The following is a 19,744-nucleotide window of genomic DNA, read 5'->3' as shown; positions in this document are numbered from 1 at the left end:
TTTGACAAGGCAGGAACAATAAAACAAGACCGCGCTTGCGCAGTCTTTTTCACGTATGTCTCTCCTGGTTGTAGTATGGCGGGATTTTCAACCAGCCTTTATCCTCCATCATTTTCTTAAATGAAACAGAATAGGCGACCTTCATCATTTGGTATTTCAAAAACATATAAGCAACGTCCACCCGTACGGATTCCGTCATGCCTCTGACCGCTGCAGTGATGCCAACGACCAGATTGTAGGCGAGAAAGTTTGCGATTTCTTCATCGTTCATCTTTGCTCCATCCGGAACGGTGCGGTAATCTCCAACGTTTTTTTCCGGAGTTATATCCGGCAGCGGGACAGCCTCCTTGAGGAGAAAATCTTTCAGTTCCTTAACCATCGGCCCATGCACATCATTGATAACCTCGTCGAGCTTCTTTTTCAAGTCTTCATCCTGGCAAATATTGCGGGAGATCTGGTCTCCCCTTAATGTTTGTTCGGTACCGATCAAATAGAACCATAAGTTCATCACTTCCCCGACATGAAGGGGCCTAATTTCTTTATCTGTGAATTGCTCAAAAGCATCCTTGGTGATTTGAAAGAAATTCATGCGGCTGATTCCTCCTGGACATTGTTTCCTATAACTTCCCCAATCGTCCATTAAATATTCGTGGTTAGGGCGCCAGAAAGTGGATCACCAAATAACTGCCGCTGACAAAAAGAACGGCCAGCAAGACCCCAATCAAAAATAAGCAATTTACAGTTGTTTTTCTCGCTCTAAAAAACGCATCTTCCTCGCCGTATTTTTTCATAAGCGGATGCGAAATCGTAATCTTGTCCCACATCAAACCGAGCCAGGAATGTAACATGATTAAAAAGCCGATCCCGATCAGGCTCCTGATCCACAGCGGCGGTATAATCAGAATCGCAGCAGAACTGACGGAGACGATCTGCACATAAATCGTCCAATACGAATGGTTTCGCAAAAATATTTTGATAAAAAGCTCAATGAAACCATTTTCGGCTGTCCGTTTTTTGAAAATACGCTTCGATTTCCTAAATAGCCAAGGGCGTTTCCTCACCGTCATTCTTGGTGTTTCAAGCTCGGGTGCCATCTGGAAAATCAACTGGATATATTTATTGCGCTCGATTTTTTCATCGGCCCATTCCTGATCAAACCTGGACGTTTGCGAAAGGAACGGCACGTACATAGCTCTTGAAATCACTAATAAACAGGCAGCTGTGACCAGGCAAAGAACATAACTATGTTTCTCCCAGAAAAGAAAAACAAATTGGCAGACCCAGCTTAATGCTACAAACACCACTATTGTCACAACAATTCGCAGCGGCCTGCTGTCTATTTTTCGCAGCTTCGTCTTAATGGCCATTACAAACCAATTAACCGTAATAAACAGGATCAGGAATACAGAGGCCTGAATGTATGTAACATCATAATAATTAATGAAAAACGGCAGCAGCAAAAAAGTAACGATCAAGATTGACAGAGCCTGGATGACGAGCGAGTATCGATAAGCCCATTTTTTCATCGACAGGAATAGGGTTGGATGCTTGATGATAAAAACTTTATCTGCTTCCTGGACAAAAGTGCGGTAATTGCCGCTCCAGGTGACCAAATATCCGATCAAGAAAGCGGCTTCTAATGGCATCCACCCGGTCCACTCCGGCTGCTCCACCCACCATGACCGGTAAATAAACGCAAAAATGACTATTCCGGGCACAACAAGGTACAGCATGATCGTCCAATCCAAAATCGACTGAATCACCCTGTATTGAAACTTCCACTCTTCGATGAGCCGCCGCAAAAATAACTTTCCGCTACTCATAACTGCTTCCTTCACCTATGGCATGGAAACAGTCATAAAGCGAGCCATCAGGCAGTCCGCACTGGCTGCGAATTTCAGCGAGGGTGCCTTGTGCTGCCAAACGGCCATCCTGCAGGAGCAAAAAGCGGTCACATACTTTTTCAGCAATATCGAGAACATGGGTCGACATCAAAATTCCCGCGCCCCGTTCCCGTTCCTTGTTGATTGAGGTTAAAAACAGTTTCATCGCATTTGGGTCGAGGCCAATAAACGGTTCATCAATGATGTAAACGGACGGGCTCGCCAGCAGGGCGAAAATAAGCATGGCTTTTTGCTGCATTCCCTTTGAAAATGTATTGGGCAGCTCATGGGCATGATCTGTAAGGTTATACACTCGTAGAAGCTCGGCCGCCCTATTTTTATATTCGTGATCATCCAGCCCTTCAACCGCTGCGATAAAATCAAGATGCTCCCATAATGTTAATTCATCATAAAAGAGCGGCCGTTCAGGGACATAAGAATATTTGCTGCCTTCCGGAAACTGTGCCGCCCCGTCTATTTGCGGCATCAAGCCAAGAATCGATTTGATCGTCGTGCTTTTGCCGGCACCGTTTGGACCGATCAATCCAATAAGCTCACCCGCTGAAATCGAAAAATGAACATCCTCGATCACTGGCTTATTGACTTCATAGCTTGCTTTATTTATCTGAACCTCTAATAATGGCATTCGCTCTCCTCCCCCCATTATTTTACGGTTTTAAGCAGCGATAAGTTGCAACTATTTATTTTTCTTAATTTTCGTTTAATTTATCATAATAAGCCCGGTCCCGACCATAGTTTATAATAACAAGGCTGAAAGGAGGGATACTTCATTTGATTTAACAAAGAAAATCCATCCTTTGAAAAACAAGTTTTACACACTGAAAAAGTAAATATTTTGTGAACTTTTTTATAATGCTAGAAATTATTAGAGTTTTATGGTTAAAATAATAATTGTACAGGTATATACAACTTGGGTTTACTGACGAAGGAATAAAAAGGAGTGTCTGAGGAAAAGAAAACTACATATCATTTGGAGACAAATTCCTTCAAAGAATCTGTCGGTCGCAGGAAGTGCCACTGGTTTAAAAAAGGATAGGGAGTGGTTTTTTGAAACCTTCAACTAACCGAATGTTGAACCGCATCAAGTCCATCTACATGTTTATTCGGAACAATGGAACTGTCACAACGCAGGACCTTGTAGAGGAATTTGGTATCACACCTCGAACCATCCAAAGAGACTTGAACGTCCTCGCCTATAACGACTTAGTCACAAGCCCGAGTCGCGGCAAATGGACCACTACGCAAAAAAAAGTGAAAATGACCTCTTAAAAACATAGGAACAAAACACAAGCAAGGGGTGGCCAGCAATGGCCACCCCTTCCACATTGAAACAGATCAAGTAAAACACACGAACAACTCTTTGTGAATAAAAAATAGACTGCCCCTACGGACAGCCTTCTAATCTATTTCGCCAAAACCTCTTCCAATAATTTAGCCGGCTCTTCCAGGCAGTGAATGACGGTTTGTAAAAATCTCGCTGCAGGCGCGCCGTCGATGGCGCGGTGGTCGAATGTTAAGCTTAACGGGAGTCTTTTTCGTTCGGCCAGTTCGCCAGCTTTTAATATAAGATCGGTTTCAATTTTGCCTGCGCCCAGGATTGCCGCCTCCGGCCGGTTGATGATTGGCGTAAAAAATTGAATGCCGAAGCTGCCGACGTTCGTAACCGTGAAGGTTGCACCCGACAATTCCTCAGTTGCCAGCCTGTTCTCTTTCGCTTTTTCTACAAGCTCGCTGACCCGTTCTTTCAACTCTCTTAAACTTAATTCATCAGCATTCCTGACAACAGGTACAAATAAACCGTCATCTGTATCAACGGCAACACCCAAATGCACCTTTCGGTATTGGTGGATTTGATCTTCATGTACATGGGCATTCATTTCCGGGTGTGCACTTAATGATTTCACTACCGCAAACAAGAGAAGATCATTCCACGAAGGTCTGTCCTGGATCCGGCTTCGTTCTTTATCAAGCAATGTCACATCTGCCCACGCTGTTTCTGTTAATTGTGCCGCTTCCTGCAGGCTGTCGGACATCCTTCTTGCAATTGTTTTCCTGATTCCGCTGAAAGGAACTATTGTGTATTCGCAAACGTCCTCCTGTAAACTTGCCTGGCGAATATCCTCTTCAGTTGGCTGCCCGTTTCGTCCGGTCCCCTTCACGGACGACAAATCGACGCCAAGCTCCCTGGCCAGGCGGCGAACCCGCGGGGATGCCCTGACAAACTGCGGATCCGCCGCTTCGGCAGCAACAGTCCTTTCTTGCGGCGCTTCCCCTGCCGGATCAGCCTGCTTTTCCGTGCCGGAAATCTCTGCACCCGTTGCAATTTTAGCAAGCACATCGCCTACACCAGCTACCTCTCCCCGTTGAACGAGAATTTCTTGCAGTACCCCGCTTTCCTCGGCTTCTATTTCAAAGACAGCTTTTTCCGTCTGTACCTCAACAAGTACATCGCCCTCTTTGACAGGATCCCCTTCCGATTTGTGCCAGAAAACGATGACACTTTCCAAATCCTCCTCGGATGTTTGCGGCAGCTTTACTTCAAACATGGTGACAACCTCCTGTTATTGTTCATTTACAAGTTTAATAGCCTCTTGAAAAATCTTTTCTGCATTTGGAAGCACGAATTGCTCCAACGGCCTGCTGTATGGAATCGGAACATCCGGGATGGCGATGCGCTTAACCGGTGCGTCCATGTCATACAATGCTTCTTCGGCGACAATCGCTGACACTTCCGCGGTTACCCCGTAAGATAAATAATCCTCATCCACGACGATCAGCCGGTGTGTTTTTCGAACCGAAGTTAAAATAGTCTCCTTGTCGATTGGAGCAAGTGACCGCAAGTCAATCACTTCCGCCTCAATGCCTTCTTTTGCAAGCTTTTCCGCAGCTTCGAGAGCATAGTGCATCGTCATTTGCAAACCGACAATCGTTACGTCTTTTCCTTCACGAACAACATTCGCCTTGTCCAACGGAACGGTATAGGCTTCTTCCGGCACGTGTGAAATCGACGCGTCGAGCTGATCCATCCAGCCGAGCCCCTGCAGTGTTTTATGGAACATAAACACAACCGGGTTATCATCCCTGATTGCTGAAATCATCATCCCTTTCAAATCATACGGAGTCGATGGGGCGACCACCTTCATGCCGGGAAGATGGGCAAATGTCGCATATAATGTTTGCGAGTGCTGGGCTGCGTCGTTATAGCCGCCGCCCACAGCGGTCATTAATACGATCGGCAGCTTTACATTGCCGCCGGACATGTATTGAATTTTTGCCATATGATTATAGATTTGGTCCATGCAAACACCGAAGAAGTCAACAAACATCAGCTCGGCAATCGGGCGCATTCCTTCCGCAGCCGCACCGATTGCCGCACCAATAAACGCGGTTTCCGAAATAGGCGTATCCATAACCCGTTCTGCGCCAAACTTTTCAAATAATCCTTGAGTCGAGCCAAAAATCCCACCATATTTACCAACGTCTTCACCTAACACAAACACATTTGGATCCCTGTCCATCTCCATGGCAATCGCTTCAGCCATCGCTTTATTTCCCGTCAACATCCGCGTTTTTACCGTTTCCATTTGAAATCCCCTTTCCTTTGCTTGAATTCGTTTATTTTGAAAACACGTCCTCCAGTGCATCCTCCGGTTTCGGGTATTCGCTTTCCTTTGCGAAAGCATAGGCCTCATCGACTTCTTGCTTTGCTCTTGATTCCAGTTCATCTATTTCTTCTGCAGTTGCGATTCCTTCCAGCAGCATCAATTCTTTTACTTTCACAATCGGATCGATCTTGCGGAGATTTGGTACTTCTTCCGCATCGCGATAAAGCTCCGGATCCCCCTGAAAATGGCCGAGGTGGCGGTGCGTTTCGATTTCAATAATCGTAGGGCCCTGTCCATTTCTCGCCCGCTTGACTGCTTCTTCCGATACACGGTACATTTCAATCGGGTCATTGTTCCGGACATAGGCACCGGCAATTCCGTAAGCCGCCGCCCGTTTATCATTCGATTCAACAGCGGTTGAAGCCTGTTTCGGGACGGAGATTCCATATGCATTGTCTTCAACAACGACGATTAACGGCAATTTCCAAACCGCCGCCAGATTCAGGGATTCATGAAAGCCTCCGGCATTGGCTGCTCCTTCGCCGACAAAGGCAACGGCTACCCAGTCCTTCCCTTTTTTCTTTGCGGCAAGTGCTGCCCCGACAGCATGTGGAATACCGGCTGCAATGATTCCTCCGCACGAGAACTTAACCTCGGGATCAAACAAATGCATGTGGCCGCCTTTTCCTTTGCCAAGTCCCGTTACCTTTCCAAAGATCTCTGCGGTCATTTTTTTCAAATTCACACCCTTTGCGATTGCATGATGGTGCGGACGATGCGGGGAAGTCACCGTATCCTCCTTTTTAAGATGGGCGCAAATGCCAACAGCGGCCGGCTCTTGTCCGGTACTTAAGTGCATTTCCCCCGGTACAGGCCCTGCCCCAATATTGAAAACCGGTTTTTTCCCTTCGTTATAAGCTTCAACCATCGTGTCTTCGTAATAGCGGCTTTTGACCATTGTTTCGTACATCCACTTCAGCTTCTCAACAGGAATACTAACTTTTTCACTTGTTAATGACACATGAGCTCCTCCTTTTTTTAAAAATACTCCCAACTATTTCAATGCAAGTTTCATGCCATTCGTGAAAACGCTTTCTTTTTGCATTGATAAAAAAGAAACTGTCCCATTTCGGAACAGTTGCACCATTTTTATTGGGACAGTGTTGCAAAACGGGACAGTTTTAACAAAAATAACTTTCCAAATATATCATTAACTTCAGCCATGTTTTCATCTCCTAGCGAATATTGTATCGTTCCATCTGCCGGTACAGAGTGCTTCTGGAAATGCCTAAATATTTGGCTGCTTTACTGAAATTGCCATTGTACTTCGTGATCGATTCCATTAATGCCTGCTTTTTTAATTCATCCTTTCTCGGTAATAATAAACCGGGTTCTGCAGGCAAGCTGTGCTGCCCGGTTATTTCTTCCGGAAACAATTCAGCGGTAAGCACGCTTCCGGCGCATTTCACGAGCGCCCGTTCCAATATATTTTGCAGCTCGCGGATATTTCCAGGCCATTCATATTTCATTAATAAATCCATCACTTCATCCGGAATCACCGGAATCCTTTTTTGCAAACGGCGGGCAAGCTGGCTTGAAAAATAATGGACCAGGAGCGGGATATCGTCTTTGCGTTCGCGCAGACTGGTCATCGTAATCGGCATGACGTTTAAGCGGAAATACAAGTCCTCGCGGAAGCTGCCTTTTTGCACTTCCTGCTTTAAGTTTTTGTTTGTGGCGGCGATAATCCGGACATTGACGGGAACCACTTTGGAACCGCCGATTCTGACCACCTCGCGATTTTGCAGCACGCGCAGAAGGAGGATCTGCATCTCCAACGACATTTCGCCAATTTCATCTAAAAACAGCGTCCCGCCGTCAGCCAGCTCGAACTTCCCGGCATTGCCTCCTTTTCTGGCTCCTGTAAAGGCGCCTTCCACATACCCGAACAGTTCGCTGCCCAGTAAATCTCTCGGAATCCCGCCGCAATTAATCGCCAGAAACGGGTGTTGCCTGCGGCTGCTCTCATTGTGGATCGCTTGTGCCAACAGATCCTTTCCCGTTCCGCTTTCACCCATGATCAGCACGGTTGATGCAGATTGGGCGGTCAGCTTTGCCTCGTGGAGACAATCAAGAAACCGCTCATTTTCGCCAATCAAGTCATTGAAAGTAACCTTGGCCTGATTGCCTGATACATGGTTAACAAACTGGCGTACTTTCTTGATTTCTTTCACCGTTACAAGCGAACCGATGACATGGAGTCCCCTGATAATCGGCTTTGCACTCAACAGTACGGACAGATGGACGCCGTTTTTGCGAACCCGCAGCTTCATTTCCCTGTCAACAACCTCCTGGCTCAGCAAAAAGAAGCTTTCGATTGTTCTATTTTCAAAGACGTTCGCAAGCTTCACGCCTTCGATCTCATTTGGAAGTATGTGAAGCATCTTCTGGAGCATTTTGTTTGTTTTAATAATCGTTCCTTTTTCGTTGATAATGATGATTCCATCGCTTAATGTGTTTGTCATTTCTTCGAGATAGCTTTTCATCAGTTCATTTTTTTCAATTTTTTCTTTTATCTGCAGTTCATTTTCGATCGCTTTGGCCGTCGACACGACCATTCCGAGTGTATGCGGATGTACTTTTTCAAACGGCCCCGACATGTTTAAAACACCAATAATTTTGCCGTTAATATCGCAAATCGGAGAAGCTGAGCATGTCCATGATTGGGTGGCGATTGTATAATGCTGATAGGAAAAAATTTGGATCGGTCTCCCGATTTTGATGGCTGTGCCGATTGCATTTGTCCCCATCACCTCTTCACTCCAATTCGCCCCTTCTACAAACTGAATTTTTTCCGCAGCGACCAGTGGTTTCCTATCACCGATCACCTTTAGTAAGTAACCGTTTTCATCGCAGAGTATGACTAGAAAGCCCGATCCTTTTACAAGTGAGTGAAGAGTGTTCATGAGCGGCAGTGAAATTTGGATTAATTCTTTCTTCTTTTCTGCCAGCAGCTTTAATTCATGATCAGATAATTTTTCCGTGCCGCTGTCTTGAAAAGGATCTACCTTGTTGATTTTCGATCTTAACCAGGAACTCTTGACGACAGGATCTAAATCAGAATGCAGCTTCCCTTCCTTCACAAACATTTCCCACATGTGGTGCAGCTCAATCTCCTTCATGCCAATTCCCCTCCAAATTATATTAGGTAAAAAAGGCTTAAGACCAGACAAAACAACTGAAAAGCACGAAAAATGCTACATGCAAAATAAATATCCATCACGTTGTCAGGATTTAATTTTCACTCTTCTTTTTTAAATTGATGAGTAATCAAAGTCTGCGTGCAACCTAATTCGCGGACTGCAATAGATGAAATTTTCATACAATCGAATATTGCTCTAATTACTTCTGTGCGCGTGCGTTCTTTTCCTTCAAAAATAAAGCTGAAATTCCGCGCATACAAACAGCTGCAATTTACAGCCTGTTTTCAAAAATTCCATGCCGGCTTTAATTGGACTATTTACATACATTTACTAACCTGAGGAAACATTAATTCCTATCATGAATTTTTAGGGAGGTGAGACGGTATGAAGAAACTAAACAGAAAAAAGAAAGTAAAAGAAAAAGATTTTACGGAGATTTTACATCAGGCAAATCCCGCCGATTCGATTGATGAGCAGGTCTCCACTGCCCTTAAAGAAAATATCGACTTATTAAAGGCGCTTTTTCAGGACTGCTCCGATGTTATTTTTAGAGACATTGCGATCACACAGTCTTTAAAAGGGTTGGTTGTTTATATCGACGGAATGGTCAATGCAAAAGCAATAGCGGACAACGTGATCGAACATTTAATTTATAAGTATACAAGGGTCCCGCCTGCGGATGATCTTCCTGGTACGGTCGAAAACAATGTGTCATATCCAAGCGTGACGAAAACAAAAAAATATCAGGATATTCTTCCATCCGTCCTGTCCGGGAATGCAGCCTTATTTGTCGAAGGCCATTCCGACGCGCTGCTAATATCCGTCCGGGAGGGGACTCGCAGGGGCGTGGAGGAACCTGTAACAGAGGCGTCCATTCGCGGACCGAGGGAAGGGTTTACCGAGAATTTACGGACAAACACCGCTCTCGTTCGATTCAGGTTGAAAACGACTAAATTAAAAATGGAAGCAATGGTACTCGGAAAACAGACCCAGACTAATATTGTGCTTAGTTACATAGACGGAATCATTCCCCAAAATGTTCTGGATGAAGTAAAACAACGCTTAAACAGGATTAAAATCGACAGTATTCTTGAATCCGGATATATTGAGGAACTTATTGAGGATAATCCTTATTCACCTTTCCCCCAGTTTCAGTATACGGAACGCCCCGATGCTGTAGTCGGGCAGCTGCTTGAAGGAAGTTTTGCCATTTTCGTTGATAATACTCCATTTGTGTTGGTCGGCCCGATCACATTTTGGCAAATGCTCCATGCAAGCGAAGATTATTATGAACGATTTTATGCTTCAAATTTCATTCGCTGGCTGCGATATTTTTTCTTAATGGTGGCGCTTTTTACACCTTCTCTTTATATTGCCGTGATCACCTTCCATCACGACATGCTTCCGTCTACGTTAATACTCAGTATTGCGGCAGCGCGGGAAGCCATCCCGTTTCCAGCGCTTGTGGAAGCATTGATTATGGAAATTGCTTTTGAAGCGCTCCGCGAAGCCAGTGTCAGACTGCCAAAAACGATCGGGCAAGCGGTAAGTATTCTCGGGGCGCTCGTTATCGGCCAGGCAGCGGTGGAGGCGGGAATTGTCTCCGCTCCAATGGTTATCATTGTTTCTTTAACCGGTATCGCTTCTTTTACAATACCAAGATTCAATTTTGCCATCGCCATTCGTCTATTGAGATTCCCGCTTATGATACTGGCCGCTGCATTTGGTTTATATGGCATTATCATCGGTACCACTATATTAATTACTCACTTATGCCAGCTCAATTCATTTGGAGTTCCTTACTTCGCCGGAATAGCTCCGCTGAGAAAACACGAAGTAAAAGACATCCTTGGCAGGGCTCCATGGTGGAAAATGTTTTCGCGGCCGTCCACCTATGCACGGCATAACCTAAAACGCATGCAGGAGGATAACAACCCTCCTACCCAATAGGAAAGGTGAGGTAAATGAAATTTCAAAAGCTTCGCTATCTCTTGCTTGCTTCACTCCTTCTCACATTAACCGGCTGCTGGGATCGCCAGGAAATCAATGATGTCGCATTTGTCATGGGAACCGCGATTGATAAATCTGACAAGCAATATAGAGCGACGCTTCAGATCGCTTTGCCAGGACAGCTTGGAGGGGCTGGCAGCAAAGGGGGCGGTGGCGGTACAAGCGGTGGAAAGTCGTATTTGATGCAATCAGCGGAAGGAAAAACCCTTCGGGAGATCAACAATCGGCAGCAGAAAGCCAACTCCAGGGAGCTTAATTTTGCCCATAGAAGGGTGATTTTGGTTGGAGAAGATATGGCGCGCTCGGGAATAGAGCCAATCATTGATATATTGGGAAGGATTCCAGAAAATCGCTTATCGGCGTTAATGATTGTAACCAGGGGGGAGGCCAAAAAAGTAATGGAAACAGACATTCCTTTGGAGAAGTTTCCCTCTGAATCAATACGCGAATTAGCATTGACTTCCATGAAAGAACCAAGATCACTAAAGCATGTAGTCAACATTATGATTGCAGATGGAGTGGATCTTGCACTTCCATATGCGATTGTAGAGAAAAGTGACGCAAAACTGATCAAAATGGAAGGTCTGGCCGTTTTTAAAAATAATAAATTAAGGGGTTTTTTAAAATCCGATCAAGCCACAGGTGCTCTTTTGGCCATGGGAGAAGCGAACCAGCCTGAATTAGTTGTCCCTCCACCTGCAGGAGAGGAAGAAATCGCAGTTCAAATTCAGGAATATAAACTTGACGTAAAACCGATTGTGAATGGAGACAAAATCACTATGAAAATGTCGATCGAGGGCCGCGGAGTGGTCGTTGAAAATGAATCCAATTATGATATTGACTCCGAAAAGAATGTACAGGCTCTGGAGAAGAAACTCAACCAAAAAATCAAAGACGATATTTTAAAAGCGATGGACCGCCTGCAGAACGAATATAAGGCTGATGTTGTCGGTTTTGGCAAAATCATTTATAACGAACAGCCTGGAGAATGGAAGAAAATCCAAAACAGGTGGGGAGAGATCTATCCAGAGGTGGAGGTTGAAGTTAAAGCCGATATTCACATTGAAAACCTGGGGGCTGTTATTACCCCTTTAGGCAGAAAGGAGAGCCATCTCATTAATGATTAACAGTATGCTTCTTGCAGGCAGTGTCGTTTTGCTCATCTTATTTCTTGAAAAGAAAAACCTTAAAAAGGCTACAAAATCAACCTGGATCATTACGATTGGTTTACTTCTCGTCAGCGCTGCGATCTGGGTGTACATCCAAACAGATCCAAACCATGTTTATCCTTCAATGTGGCTTAATTTTTTATTGGAACCGTTCGATCCTATTTCATAAGGAGCCGATTATTGTGAATAAAATCTCACATCATCAAGTGATCTTAATGGGTGCCACGTTTATTTTAACTGGAAGCTTGATAAGCGTGCCTTCCCAGGCGGCCATCCATGCCCAGCAGCATACATATCTATCACTCATTATCGCTTCCCTGATCATTTTGCCACCCGTTTTATTAATGTCCAAGGTCGCGGCAAGATTTCCAGGGCAAAATGTATTTCAGGCCTTAACAGAGAGATTTTCAGTGCTCGGCAAAATCATTATCGGGTTCTACGTGTTGTTTTTCTTTATGATTCTGATTCGTGATATGAGAATGCTGACGGATTTTGTTGATATTGTTTTATTGCCTGATACACCGATTTTTATTTCAGCCGCACTATTAGTAATCGCTGTCTGGTACATCAGCCGCGGGGGCGTTGAGGGGATGGGGAGGCTGACCGAGGTCTATTTTCCAATAATGGCGATAGCTATCTTGTTTATTCCATTGCTTCTCGCCAGAGAATTTGATCCTACCCTTTTAATGCCTTATGCAGAAATTAATCTGCCGGGTGTTTTAAAAGGCTCCTGGTTTTTTGTGGCCTACGTTGGTGAAGTAATTGGCGTTTTCTTTCTGTTTTCCCATATAAAATTCCGGTTGCGATATGGCTTGTTCTCCCTTTTGATCGGCGCCGGAATGCTGTTTATACTAGTCTTGTCTGAACAGCTTATCCTTGGGACCAATCTGTTGCCGAGGTTGTTTTATCCCACCTATGAACTTGTCCGGCACCTGAAGGTAACCGACTTCCTTGATCGATTTGACCTGCCGCTTGTTGGGATATGGATGCCTACGATCATCGCCAAAATAGCGTTCAGCTTATACATTATATGCCATGGGATTAAAAGAATCATCCCGGATGCATCGATCAAAATTCTAACAACTCCACTCGCCGCTTTTGCGTATGTGTGCTCCTTTTTGTTTTTTCGGGATACTGTGCAGCTTATCAATTTAAATAAAACGTGGCCGGCCTTCGCTCTCATATTTGAGTTTGCACTTCCAATCGTTCTCTTTTTTGTCTTAAAACCAAAGAACGAACAGTTGTTGAAAGCATAGGAGGTCCAGCTGCCAATTAAGTCGGTCGATAAAGAACAGAGTTGCAAAAGTTGCAGCTCTTTTTTCATTGGTTGAAAAGTTAAGCAAGCCACTAAGAAGTATGAAAGAGTCTCATCAAGATCATAATGGATTAATAAATAACTATGCAGAGGCGGGGAGTTTCTTGGGCATTTTCAAAAAAAACTTCAAAAGCATCATAAAACGTTCCTCAACTGCAAATAAAAATCCGGCCGGAACGAATAATAAGCAGCCATTGAAAACGAGTATTCAAGAAAATATCCAAATGGTGAAAAATGCGGTTGGCAATAGTTCGGATGTAACAATACGGGAAGTTCGCATCGGCAAAAAAGCCAACATCCGCGCTGCCGTGCTTTATACCGATGGCCTGGCCGATGCCAAAGCCATTAATAATTTCATTATGGAATCATTATTGCTGGATATGAAAGGATCTGAACTGGATCAAAAGATTTCCGCCAACCCAAATACCGCCTTGCAACTGTTAAAAGAACAAGCACTTGCAGTAGGTGGAATTAAGGATGTGACCGATTTTGAAACCCTGCTTACCGCTATTTTATCGGGAGATATTGTCATCTTAATAGATGGGACTGCCCAGGGTCTGATCGTCGCGATAAGAGGATGGGCACAGCGGGGTGTACAAGAGCCATCGTCTCAAACCGTTATTCGCGGACCAAGGGAAGGATTTACGGAAACCATTCGAAACAATTCGATGTTAATCAGACGAAGAATTAAAGATCCCAGCCTTTGGCTTGAAACATTCCAAATCGGACGAGTCACAAAAACGGAAGTATCCATCATGTATATCAATGGTATTGTCAATGACAAGGTGCTCCAGGAGGTCCGCGAACGGATTAACCGCATTGATATTGACGGGATTTTGGAAACCGGCTATATCGAGGAACTGATTCAAGATGAAACCTATACTCCTTTTCCAACGGTGTTTAATACGGAAAGACCTGATGTAGTGGCGGCAGGACTTTTGGAAGGCCGTATTGCGATTTTAGTGGATGGGACTCCATTTGTTTTATTGGTTCCCGCCATTTTCGGGCAATTCCTGCAGGCGGCGGAAGATTATTATCAGCGTTGGGATATTGCAAATTTGCTCCGGTTATTGCGGTATATTGCTTTAGCCATTTCCCTGATCGCGCCATCACTATACATTGCGGTAACTACCTTTCATCAAGAGATGCTCCCCGCCCCGCTGTTAATCAATCTGGCGGCGCAACGGGAGGGAGTGCCTTTTCCGGCGTTTGTGGAAGCGCTGATGATGGAAGTCACGTTTGAAATTTTACGGGAGGCAGGCGTCAGAATGCCGAGAGCGATTGGGCAAGCGGTATCGATTGTCGGAGCTCTGGTTATTGGCCAGGCAGCCGTGGAAGCCGGAATTGTATCCGCCGCCATGGTCATCGTCGTTGCAATCACTGCGATTTCGAGTTTTGTGTTGCCTGCTTTTAATATGGCGATCTCGATTCGAATGTTGCGTTTTGGTTTGATGATTCTTGCCGCATCATTTGGCTTATTCGGCATTACGATTGGGATCATGGCCATCGTCCTGCACCTGTGCAGTTTGCGCTCTTTCGGCATCCCTTATATGTCCCCGTTCGGTCCGCTAATTCCCGCGGATCAAAAGGATATGATATTCCGTGTACCAATCTGGAGGATGTTTTCGCGTCCGCGCTTAATAAGCCAGAAAAATGTCATTCGTGAACAAACTCCCCCACCCAATCCTGAGCAGAAATAAAGGGGGAAGCTTATGAAACATAAAGTTCTCATATTCTTCGTGCTTATCATCCTGCTCGTTCCGCTTACGGGTTGCTGGAACCGTCGTGAATTGAATGAACTCGCGCTCGCTGTAGCGATGGGAATCGATAAATCAAGGGATCAATACCAGGTTTCTGCTCAAATCGTCAATCCTGGAGAAGTAATTACGCAAAAGGGTGGAGGAACCGATTCACCTATCGTAACACTTACCTCAACAGGCGACTCCATGATGGAGGCGGTTCGAAAAATGACAACCAAATCGCCGAGAAAAATCTATTTTGCCCATCTCCGCTTGTTCGTCATTGGTGAGGAATTGGCAAGGGAAGAAGGAATTGCGAAAACGTTGGACCTGATTTCCAGAGATCCGGAGTTCCGTACCGATTTTTTCATTATTGTCGCAAAGGAAACAACGGCGGAACAGGTGCTGAAAATTTTTTCGATCCCATTAGAAAAAATCCCGGCCAATAAGATGTTCGAGTCACTTGAAACCTCAGAGAAAGCCTGGGCAGCGACTGCCACCCAAACATTGGATGAACTCATATCCGACCTGGTGGCGGCCGGAACCGATCCTTTATTGACAGGACTTGAGATTAGCGGAGATCCGGCGAGAGGAGAAAAAAGGGAGAATATCCAACAGACAAGTCCTCAGGCCATTTTAAAGATTAATGGACTGGCTGTATTCAATAAAGATAAACTGGTTGGCTGGTTAAACGAAGACGAAAGCAAAGGGGCGAACTTTGTTAATGACAAAGTGAAAAGTACTGTTGTTACAGTGCAATGCCCAAAAAAGGGGATTATTAGCGTGGAGTTGATACGTTCCAAAACAAAGGTGTCAGGCAAGGTTGTAAATGGGCGGCCACAAGTAGATGTCACCGTTCGAACAGAAGCAAATGTTGCGGAAGTACAATGCGGCGACCTTGATTTATCCAAACCCAAAACGATTTCTGACCTTGAAACCAAAACAGAACAAGCCATTCAAAGTGATATTGAAGCAGCGTTAAACAAAGCTCAAAAAGACTATAAATCCGATATATTCGGCTTTGGTGAAGCAATACATAAAGCAGACCCGGCATATTGGAAAAAAGCAAAAAAAGATTGGAAGAAGGAATTTGTCAACCTTCAGGCAAATATCAAGGTGGATGTAAAGATTCGGCGCATAGGAACATTAAGCAAATCCTTCTTAAATGAATTAAAGGAGTAAATCCGCATGTGGGTAAGTGCAGGGATATTGGCTGTTGCGGTCATCATCGTGATTAAGGAAGTACCCTATCTTTTAAGGAAAAGGCTTAAAAAGGAACTATGGGTTTTTTCAATCCTTCTGCTATTTGGAACAGGATTAAGCATAGCCCAGGGATTACACAAGGATATTCCCAATCCAATGGATTGGATTACTTTGATTTACAAGCATTTTAGCGATTTTATCTTTAGTTTTTTGAAATAGAAGGAAAGGTGAAAACGATTGCTGGAAAATGGACAAATCAGCGTGCGTCAGTTTACAGTGCTAACGATTCTCTTTATGCTTGGGCCTGCGATCTTGTTTTCACCTTCCGTTCTGGCTGCAGAAGCAAAACAGGATGCATGGATGGCAGCTGCACTCGGAGTAGGGATTGGCTTATTGTTCGTATGGTTATACACCACGATTGGGAATCGGTTCCCCGGGATGACATTGGTTGAATATTGTGAGGAAATTCTCGGCAAGTGGCTGGGCAAAATCGTTGCTCTTCTTTATTTTTCTTTCTTCTTCATCCTTGCGGCGCTCCTTCTGCGAAATATCGGAGATTTCGTCACGGTTCAAATCATGCCGGAGACTCCAATCGAGGTTATTCATATTATGTTTTTAAGTGTTGTGGTTATGGGGACACGCCTCGGCCTTGAACCAATAGCCCGGGCAGGAGAAATTTTGATGCCGTGGACAATCATCTTTTTTCTTATTGTTGTCTTTTCTATTATCCCGCAAATCGACTTTCAAAAGATACAGCCCGTTTTTGAGGGGGGAATAAAACCAGTCATCAGGGGGAGTCTTTCCGTTGTCGCTTTTCCTTACCTGGAAACAGTGATTATGTTGATGTTATATCCTTTTGTCAATAGCATAAATAAAGTGCGGAAAGCTTTTTTCACGGGATCATTGATTGGCGGCATAGTGATAATCATCATTACAGCTTTATGCATTTTGGTTCTAGGTGCTGATTATACAGCCAGAAATCTGTACCCATCTTTTGTTTTAGCCAGAAAAATAGACATTGCTGATTTTTTGCAGCGGGTTGAAGCGATTGTAGCCGGAATGTGGTTTATCACGATCTTTTTTAAACTGACGATTTGTTTTTATGCTTCTGTTTTAGGGCTTGCCCAAACATTCAAACTGAAAGAATACCGGCCATTAACGCTTCCTTTGGGGATGATTCTTGTCGTGCTTTCGATCATCGTCAGTCCCAATATGGTTTATTTTCAAACACTCCTTTCTAAGATCTGGTTCCCTTATACTTTAACATTTGGATTTTTTCTGCCGTTACTTCTGCTGGTGGTCGCGATCTTCCGAAAAAAACATTTAAAAGGGACCAATCGATCAGGCGAAAAGGATAGATAAGCTGTGGAAAAAGTGCAAATTAGTCCATCTCAATTGTTTGCGTTAATCTTTTTGTTTGAACTTGGCAGCGCTGTTGTCGTTGGATTGGGAATGCAGGCGAAACAGGATGCCTGGCTGGCGATCCTTCTGGGGATGACAGGGGGATTGCTGATATTTCTTGTTTACAGTTATCTTTTCCGTCACTATCCGAATCTCGCCTTAACCAGTTATCTTCCGAGAATCCTTGGTAAATGGATCGGCTATCCAATCACTTTTTTATACATCGTTTATTTCGTTTATCTCGCCTCACGGGTTTTGCGTGATTTCTCAGATTTGCTTCTAACATCAACGTTGCGGGAAACCCCTATGCTTGCGATCAGTGCAATGATGATTGCTTTAAGTGTATATGGAATCGCCAAGGGGATCGAAACTTTGGCAAGGACCGGAGAAATCTTATTTGGCTTAATGATTGTTTTAATTGCTTTCGGATTTTTCTTCCTTTTCGCATCCGGTGTTGTAAAATTCGAAAACCTCGTACCTGTTCTCGATAACGGCTGGAAACCTGTTTTAAAAACCGCCTTTCCGCAAACATTAACCTTTCCTTTTGGAGAGATGATTGTCTTTGCCATGTTGCTTCCTTTTTTAAACAAACCTAAAATGGAAATAAAAGTTGGATTGTCTGCCTTGACTGTAAGCGGATTGCTGCTCGCTTTAACAGCCGCTATTAATATTGCTGTTCTTGGCCCATATATCGCGTCTACTTCGATGTTTCCTTTGTTAAAAACGGTGCATAAGATTAATATTGCAGATTTTATCCAGCGGTTGGATGCAATCGTGATCTCGATGCTGATTGTCGGCGGTTTCTTTAAGATCGTGATCTTTTTTTATGCAGCGGTAAAGGGAATTGAGGATCTATTTAAAGAAGCGAAACACCGATACATTATTATAGGTTCGATCGGTCTGATCATACTGGTAGGCTCTATCTATATGGCAGGTAATTTCCCGGAACATCTGGAAGTGGGATTAAAAATAGTTCCAGTTTATCTGCATCTCCCTTTTCAAATCGGTATTCCATTGCTATTGCTGATCGTTGTGATGATTCGCAAATACTTAAATCTCCGCCGGTGAATGGTTAAAGGAATCTTAGGCAAGAAAAAGACTGTCGATGCATATGCATGTGCCTCGAAAACATACTTTTTTTTACAAATAAGCTTTCTTGATTCTTACCATTATGGAAATCGTTCACTTACATAATGTCAATATTCAAAGCAAAAATTAAAAAAGCATTAAACGTTAGTATAGGGTGGTGATTGATCATGCAGAAACAACAAAAAATATGGTTTCCATTACTAGCATCTGCCGGCATAGGTGCAGCAGCTTTCTATAGTATGACCAAAGGCAAAGGTATGGGACAAGCTCTGAAGCAATTTTTACCATTAGCAGCAGGAATGGGTGGCAGCGGGCAACAAATGCAACAAAACACTCAGCAAAATCAGCAATTCACTAAACAAAATCAATAAATTTTCTAACATCATTTCCTTTTGAATTGAACATTTAGGGTAAATATCTATTCATGCAGAAAAATATTATCAGAAAATTCAGATATGAGAAACAGCGACCAGTTTTAGGGATGCTGGTCGCTATAAACAATTTTTACTAAACACCACTGTTTTTTCGAGCCAACAGTCCGGAAATACATTTAAACATTTTAAATCATTGCTATGGTTTTTTCTCTATAAGCACGGGGTCATATCAATTTTTAAAATTTTTCATTAATTTCCCAGGATTCGACCGTTAAATAAGCGGTCTTTGTATCCATACCCTTACCAATTAAATAGGTCATTGCAGCAATTTCCTGCAATGCATGGCCATATGAAGTATGTTTTGCTTCTTCTAATCCATATTTTACAAAAGGGTCAATAATATTTAACACATGTGATTTTAAATGAGGGTATAAAGGTTGTTTAATTTGTTGCTCTGCCCAAATTTCAGACTTAGGGTATTGCGGAAACTGGTTAGTATATTGAGGTTGGTAAGACATGTGATGATGATAATGAGGCACGTTTTAACTCCCTTTCTTATATTGAGTGTATTCAGTTTTATCTTATGTTCCTCAATTACCTGGGAGTAGACATTTGCCTACTTACCCAGAAGATTTTGAAGAAACTTGGTTTCAGAGTGATTATTATTGGTTAAGAAAAACCGGGCGAAAACCATGCCCGGTCCTTTTTTGTTTAGAGGAAATCCGGTAGTTT

The 19,744-nt window shown here is 43.7% G+C and carries 19 protein-coding genes; 11 read left to right on the top strand and 8 right to left on the bottom strand.

Going from position 1 to position 19,744, the window contains the following annotated elements; genetic code table 11:
• Positions 1-49 precede the first annotated feature (49 nt).
• The 3 genes from CU633_RS01715 to CU633_RS01705 form a co-directional block, all read right to left on the bottom strand.
• Positions 50-589: a DUF3231 family protein gene (locus CU633_RS01715; protein WP_101658004.1), complete on the bottom strand. Its 540-nt coding sequence runs from the start codon at positions 587-589 to the stop codon at positions 50-52.
• 64 nt (positions 590-653) lie between these two features.
• Positions 654-1,823: an ABC transporter permease gene (locus CU633_RS01710; RefSeq protein WP_101658003.1), complete on the bottom strand. Its 1,170-nt coding sequence runs from the start codon at positions 1,821-1,823 to the stop codon at positions 654-656.
• On the bottom strand, positions 1,816-2,529 hold the full coding sequence (locus tag CU633_RS01705; protein ID WP_101658002.1) for an ABC transporter ATP-binding protein: 714 nt from the start codon (positions 2,527-2,529) through the stop codon (positions 1,816-1,818). The genes CU633_RS01710 and CU633_RS01705 overlap by 8 nt, the downstream gene beginning before the upstream one ends.
• Positions 2,530-2,951: 422 nt before the next feature.
• On the opposite strand from CU633_RS01705, the gene CU633_RS01700 reads away from it, so the two are divergent.
• The gene (locus CU633_RS01700) at positions 2,952-3,173 is read left to right on the top strand and encodes a DeoR family transcriptional regulator (protein ID WP_101579035.1); all 222 of its coding nucleotides are present in this window, start codon (positions 2,952-2,954) and stop codon (positions 3,171-3,173) included.
• A gap of 134 nt (positions 3,174-3,307) precedes the next feature.
• Here the strand turns inward: CU633_RS01700 and CU633_RS01695 are convergent, their stop codons facing one another.
• The 4 genes from CU633_RS01695 to CU633_RS01680 all read right to left on the bottom strand — a co-directional run bounded on the left by CU633_RS01695 (position 3,308) and on the right by CU633_RS01680 (position 8,691).
• Positions 3,308-4,450 (bottom strand): dihydrolipoamide acetyltransferase family protein, encoded by a 1,143-nt coding sequence (locus tag CU633_RS01695; RefSeq protein ID WP_101658001.1) that lies wholly within the window; start codon positions 4,448-4,450, stop codon positions 3,308-3,310.
• 15 nt (positions 4,451-4,465) lie between these two features.
• Positions 4,466-5,488 (bottom strand): alpha-ketoacid dehydrogenase subunit beta, encoded by a 1,023-nt coding sequence (locus tag CU633_RS01690; protein WP_101658000.1) that lies wholly within the window; start codon positions 5,486-5,488, stop codon positions 4,466-4,468.
• 31 nt (positions 5,489-5,519) lie between these two features.
• Positions 5,520-6,479 carry a thiamine pyrophosphate-dependent dehydrogenase E1 component subunit alpha gene (locus CU633_RS01685; RefSeq protein WP_101658062.1) on the bottom strand — a complete coding sequence of 320 codons (960 nt, stop codon included), beginning with the start codon at positions 6,477-6,479 and terminating at the stop codon, positions 5,520-5,522.
• Positions 6,480-6,744: 265 nt separating this feature from the next.
• A complete protein-coding gene (locus CU633_RS01680) occupies positions 6,745-8,691 on the bottom strand; it encodes a sigma-54-dependent Fis family transcriptional regulator (protein ID WP_257958390.1) in 1,947 nt (648 codons plus the stop codon).
• Positions 8,692-9,096: 405 nt separating this feature from the next.
• Here CU633_RS01680 and CU633_RS01675 point away from each other — a divergent pair, with 405 nt between their 5' ends.
• The 10 genes from CU633_RS01675 to CU633_RS01630 all read left to right on the top strand — a co-directional run bounded on the left by CU633_RS01675 (position 9,097) and on the right by CU633_RS01630 (position 19,009).
• Positions 9,097-10,662 (top strand): spore germination protein, encoded by a 1,566-nt coding sequence (locus CU633_RS01675; RefSeq protein WP_101657999.1) that lies wholly within the window; start codon positions 9,097-9,099, stop codon positions 10,660-10,662.
• Between the two features lie 14 nt (positions 10,663-10,676).
• Positions 10,677-11,849: a Ger(x)C family spore germination protein gene (locus CU633_RS01670; protein ID WP_101657998.1), complete on the top strand. Its 1,173-nt coding sequence runs from the start codon at positions 10,677-10,679 to the stop codon at positions 11,847-11,849.
• Positions 11,842-12,060: a hypothetical protein gene (locus CU633_RS01665; protein WP_101657997.1), complete on the top strand. Its 219-nt coding sequence runs from the start codon at positions 11,842-11,844 to the stop codon at positions 12,058-12,060. The genes CU633_RS01670 and CU633_RS01665 overlap by 8 nt, the downstream gene beginning before the upstream one ends.
• A gap of 13 nt (positions 12,061-12,073) precedes the next feature.
• Positions 12,074-13,147: a GerAB/ArcD/ProY family transporter gene (locus CU633_RS01660; protein ID WP_180954820.1), complete on the top strand. Its 1,074-nt coding sequence runs from the start codon at positions 12,074-12,076 to the stop codon at positions 13,145-13,147.
• 163 nt (positions 13,148-13,310) lie between these two features.
• On the top strand, positions 13,311-14,906 hold the full coding sequence (locus CU633_RS01655; RefSeq protein ID WP_374703338.1) for a spore germination protein: 1,596 nt from the start codon (positions 13,311-13,313) through the stop codon (positions 14,904-14,906).
• Between the two features lie 12 nt (positions 14,907-14,918).
• Positions 14,919-16,127 carry a Ger(x)C family spore germination protein gene (locus CU633_RS01650; RefSeq protein WP_101657994.1) on the top strand — a complete coding sequence of 403 codons (1,209 nt, stop codon included), beginning with the start codon at positions 14,919-14,921 and terminating at the stop codon, positions 16,125-16,127.
• A gap of 6 nt (positions 16,128-16,133) precedes the next feature.
• Positions 16,134-16,367 carry a hypothetical protein gene (locus CU633_RS01645; protein WP_101657993.1) on the top strand — a complete coding sequence of 78 codons (234 nt, stop codon included), beginning with the start codon at positions 16,134-16,136 and terminating at the stop codon, positions 16,365-16,367.
• Positions 16,368-16,385: 18 nt separating this feature from the next.
• Positions 16,386-17,510 carry a GerAB/ArcD/ProY family transporter gene (locus CU633_RS01640; protein ID WP_101657992.1) on the top strand — a complete coding sequence of 375 codons (1,125 nt, stop codon included), beginning with the start codon at positions 16,386-16,388 and terminating at the stop codon, positions 17,508-17,510.
• Between the two features lie 3 nt (positions 17,511-17,513).
• Entirely contained in the window at positions 17,514-18,617 is a 1,104-nt protein-coding gene (locus tag CU633_RS01635) for a GerAB/ArcD/ProY family transporter (protein ID WP_101657991.1), read from the top strand.
• Between the two features lie 188 nt (positions 18,618-18,805).
• The gene (locus CU633_RS01630; RefSeq protein ID WP_101657990.1) at positions 18,806-19,009 is read left to right on the top strand and encodes a hypothetical protein; all 204 of its coding nucleotides are present in this window, start codon (positions 18,806-18,808) and stop codon (positions 19,007-19,009) included.
• Between the two features lie 239 nt (positions 19,010-19,248).
• Here the strand turns inward: CU633_RS01630 and CU633_RS01625 are convergent, their stop codons facing one another.
• The gene (locus CU633_RS01625; RefSeq protein ID WP_257958385.1) at positions 19,249-19,551 is read right to left on the bottom strand and encodes a hypothetical protein; all 303 of its coding nucleotides are present in this window, start codon (positions 19,549-19,551) and stop codon (positions 19,249-19,251) included.
• Positions 19,552-19,744 lie beyond the last annotated feature (193 nt).

It is taken from the genome of Bacillus sp. V3-13 (assembly GCF_002860165.1).
GTDB lineage: Bacteria > Bacillota > Bacilli > Bacillales > Cytobacillaceae > Bacillus_BJ.
This window is presented reverse-complemented; position numbering and strand designations above follow the sequence as displayed.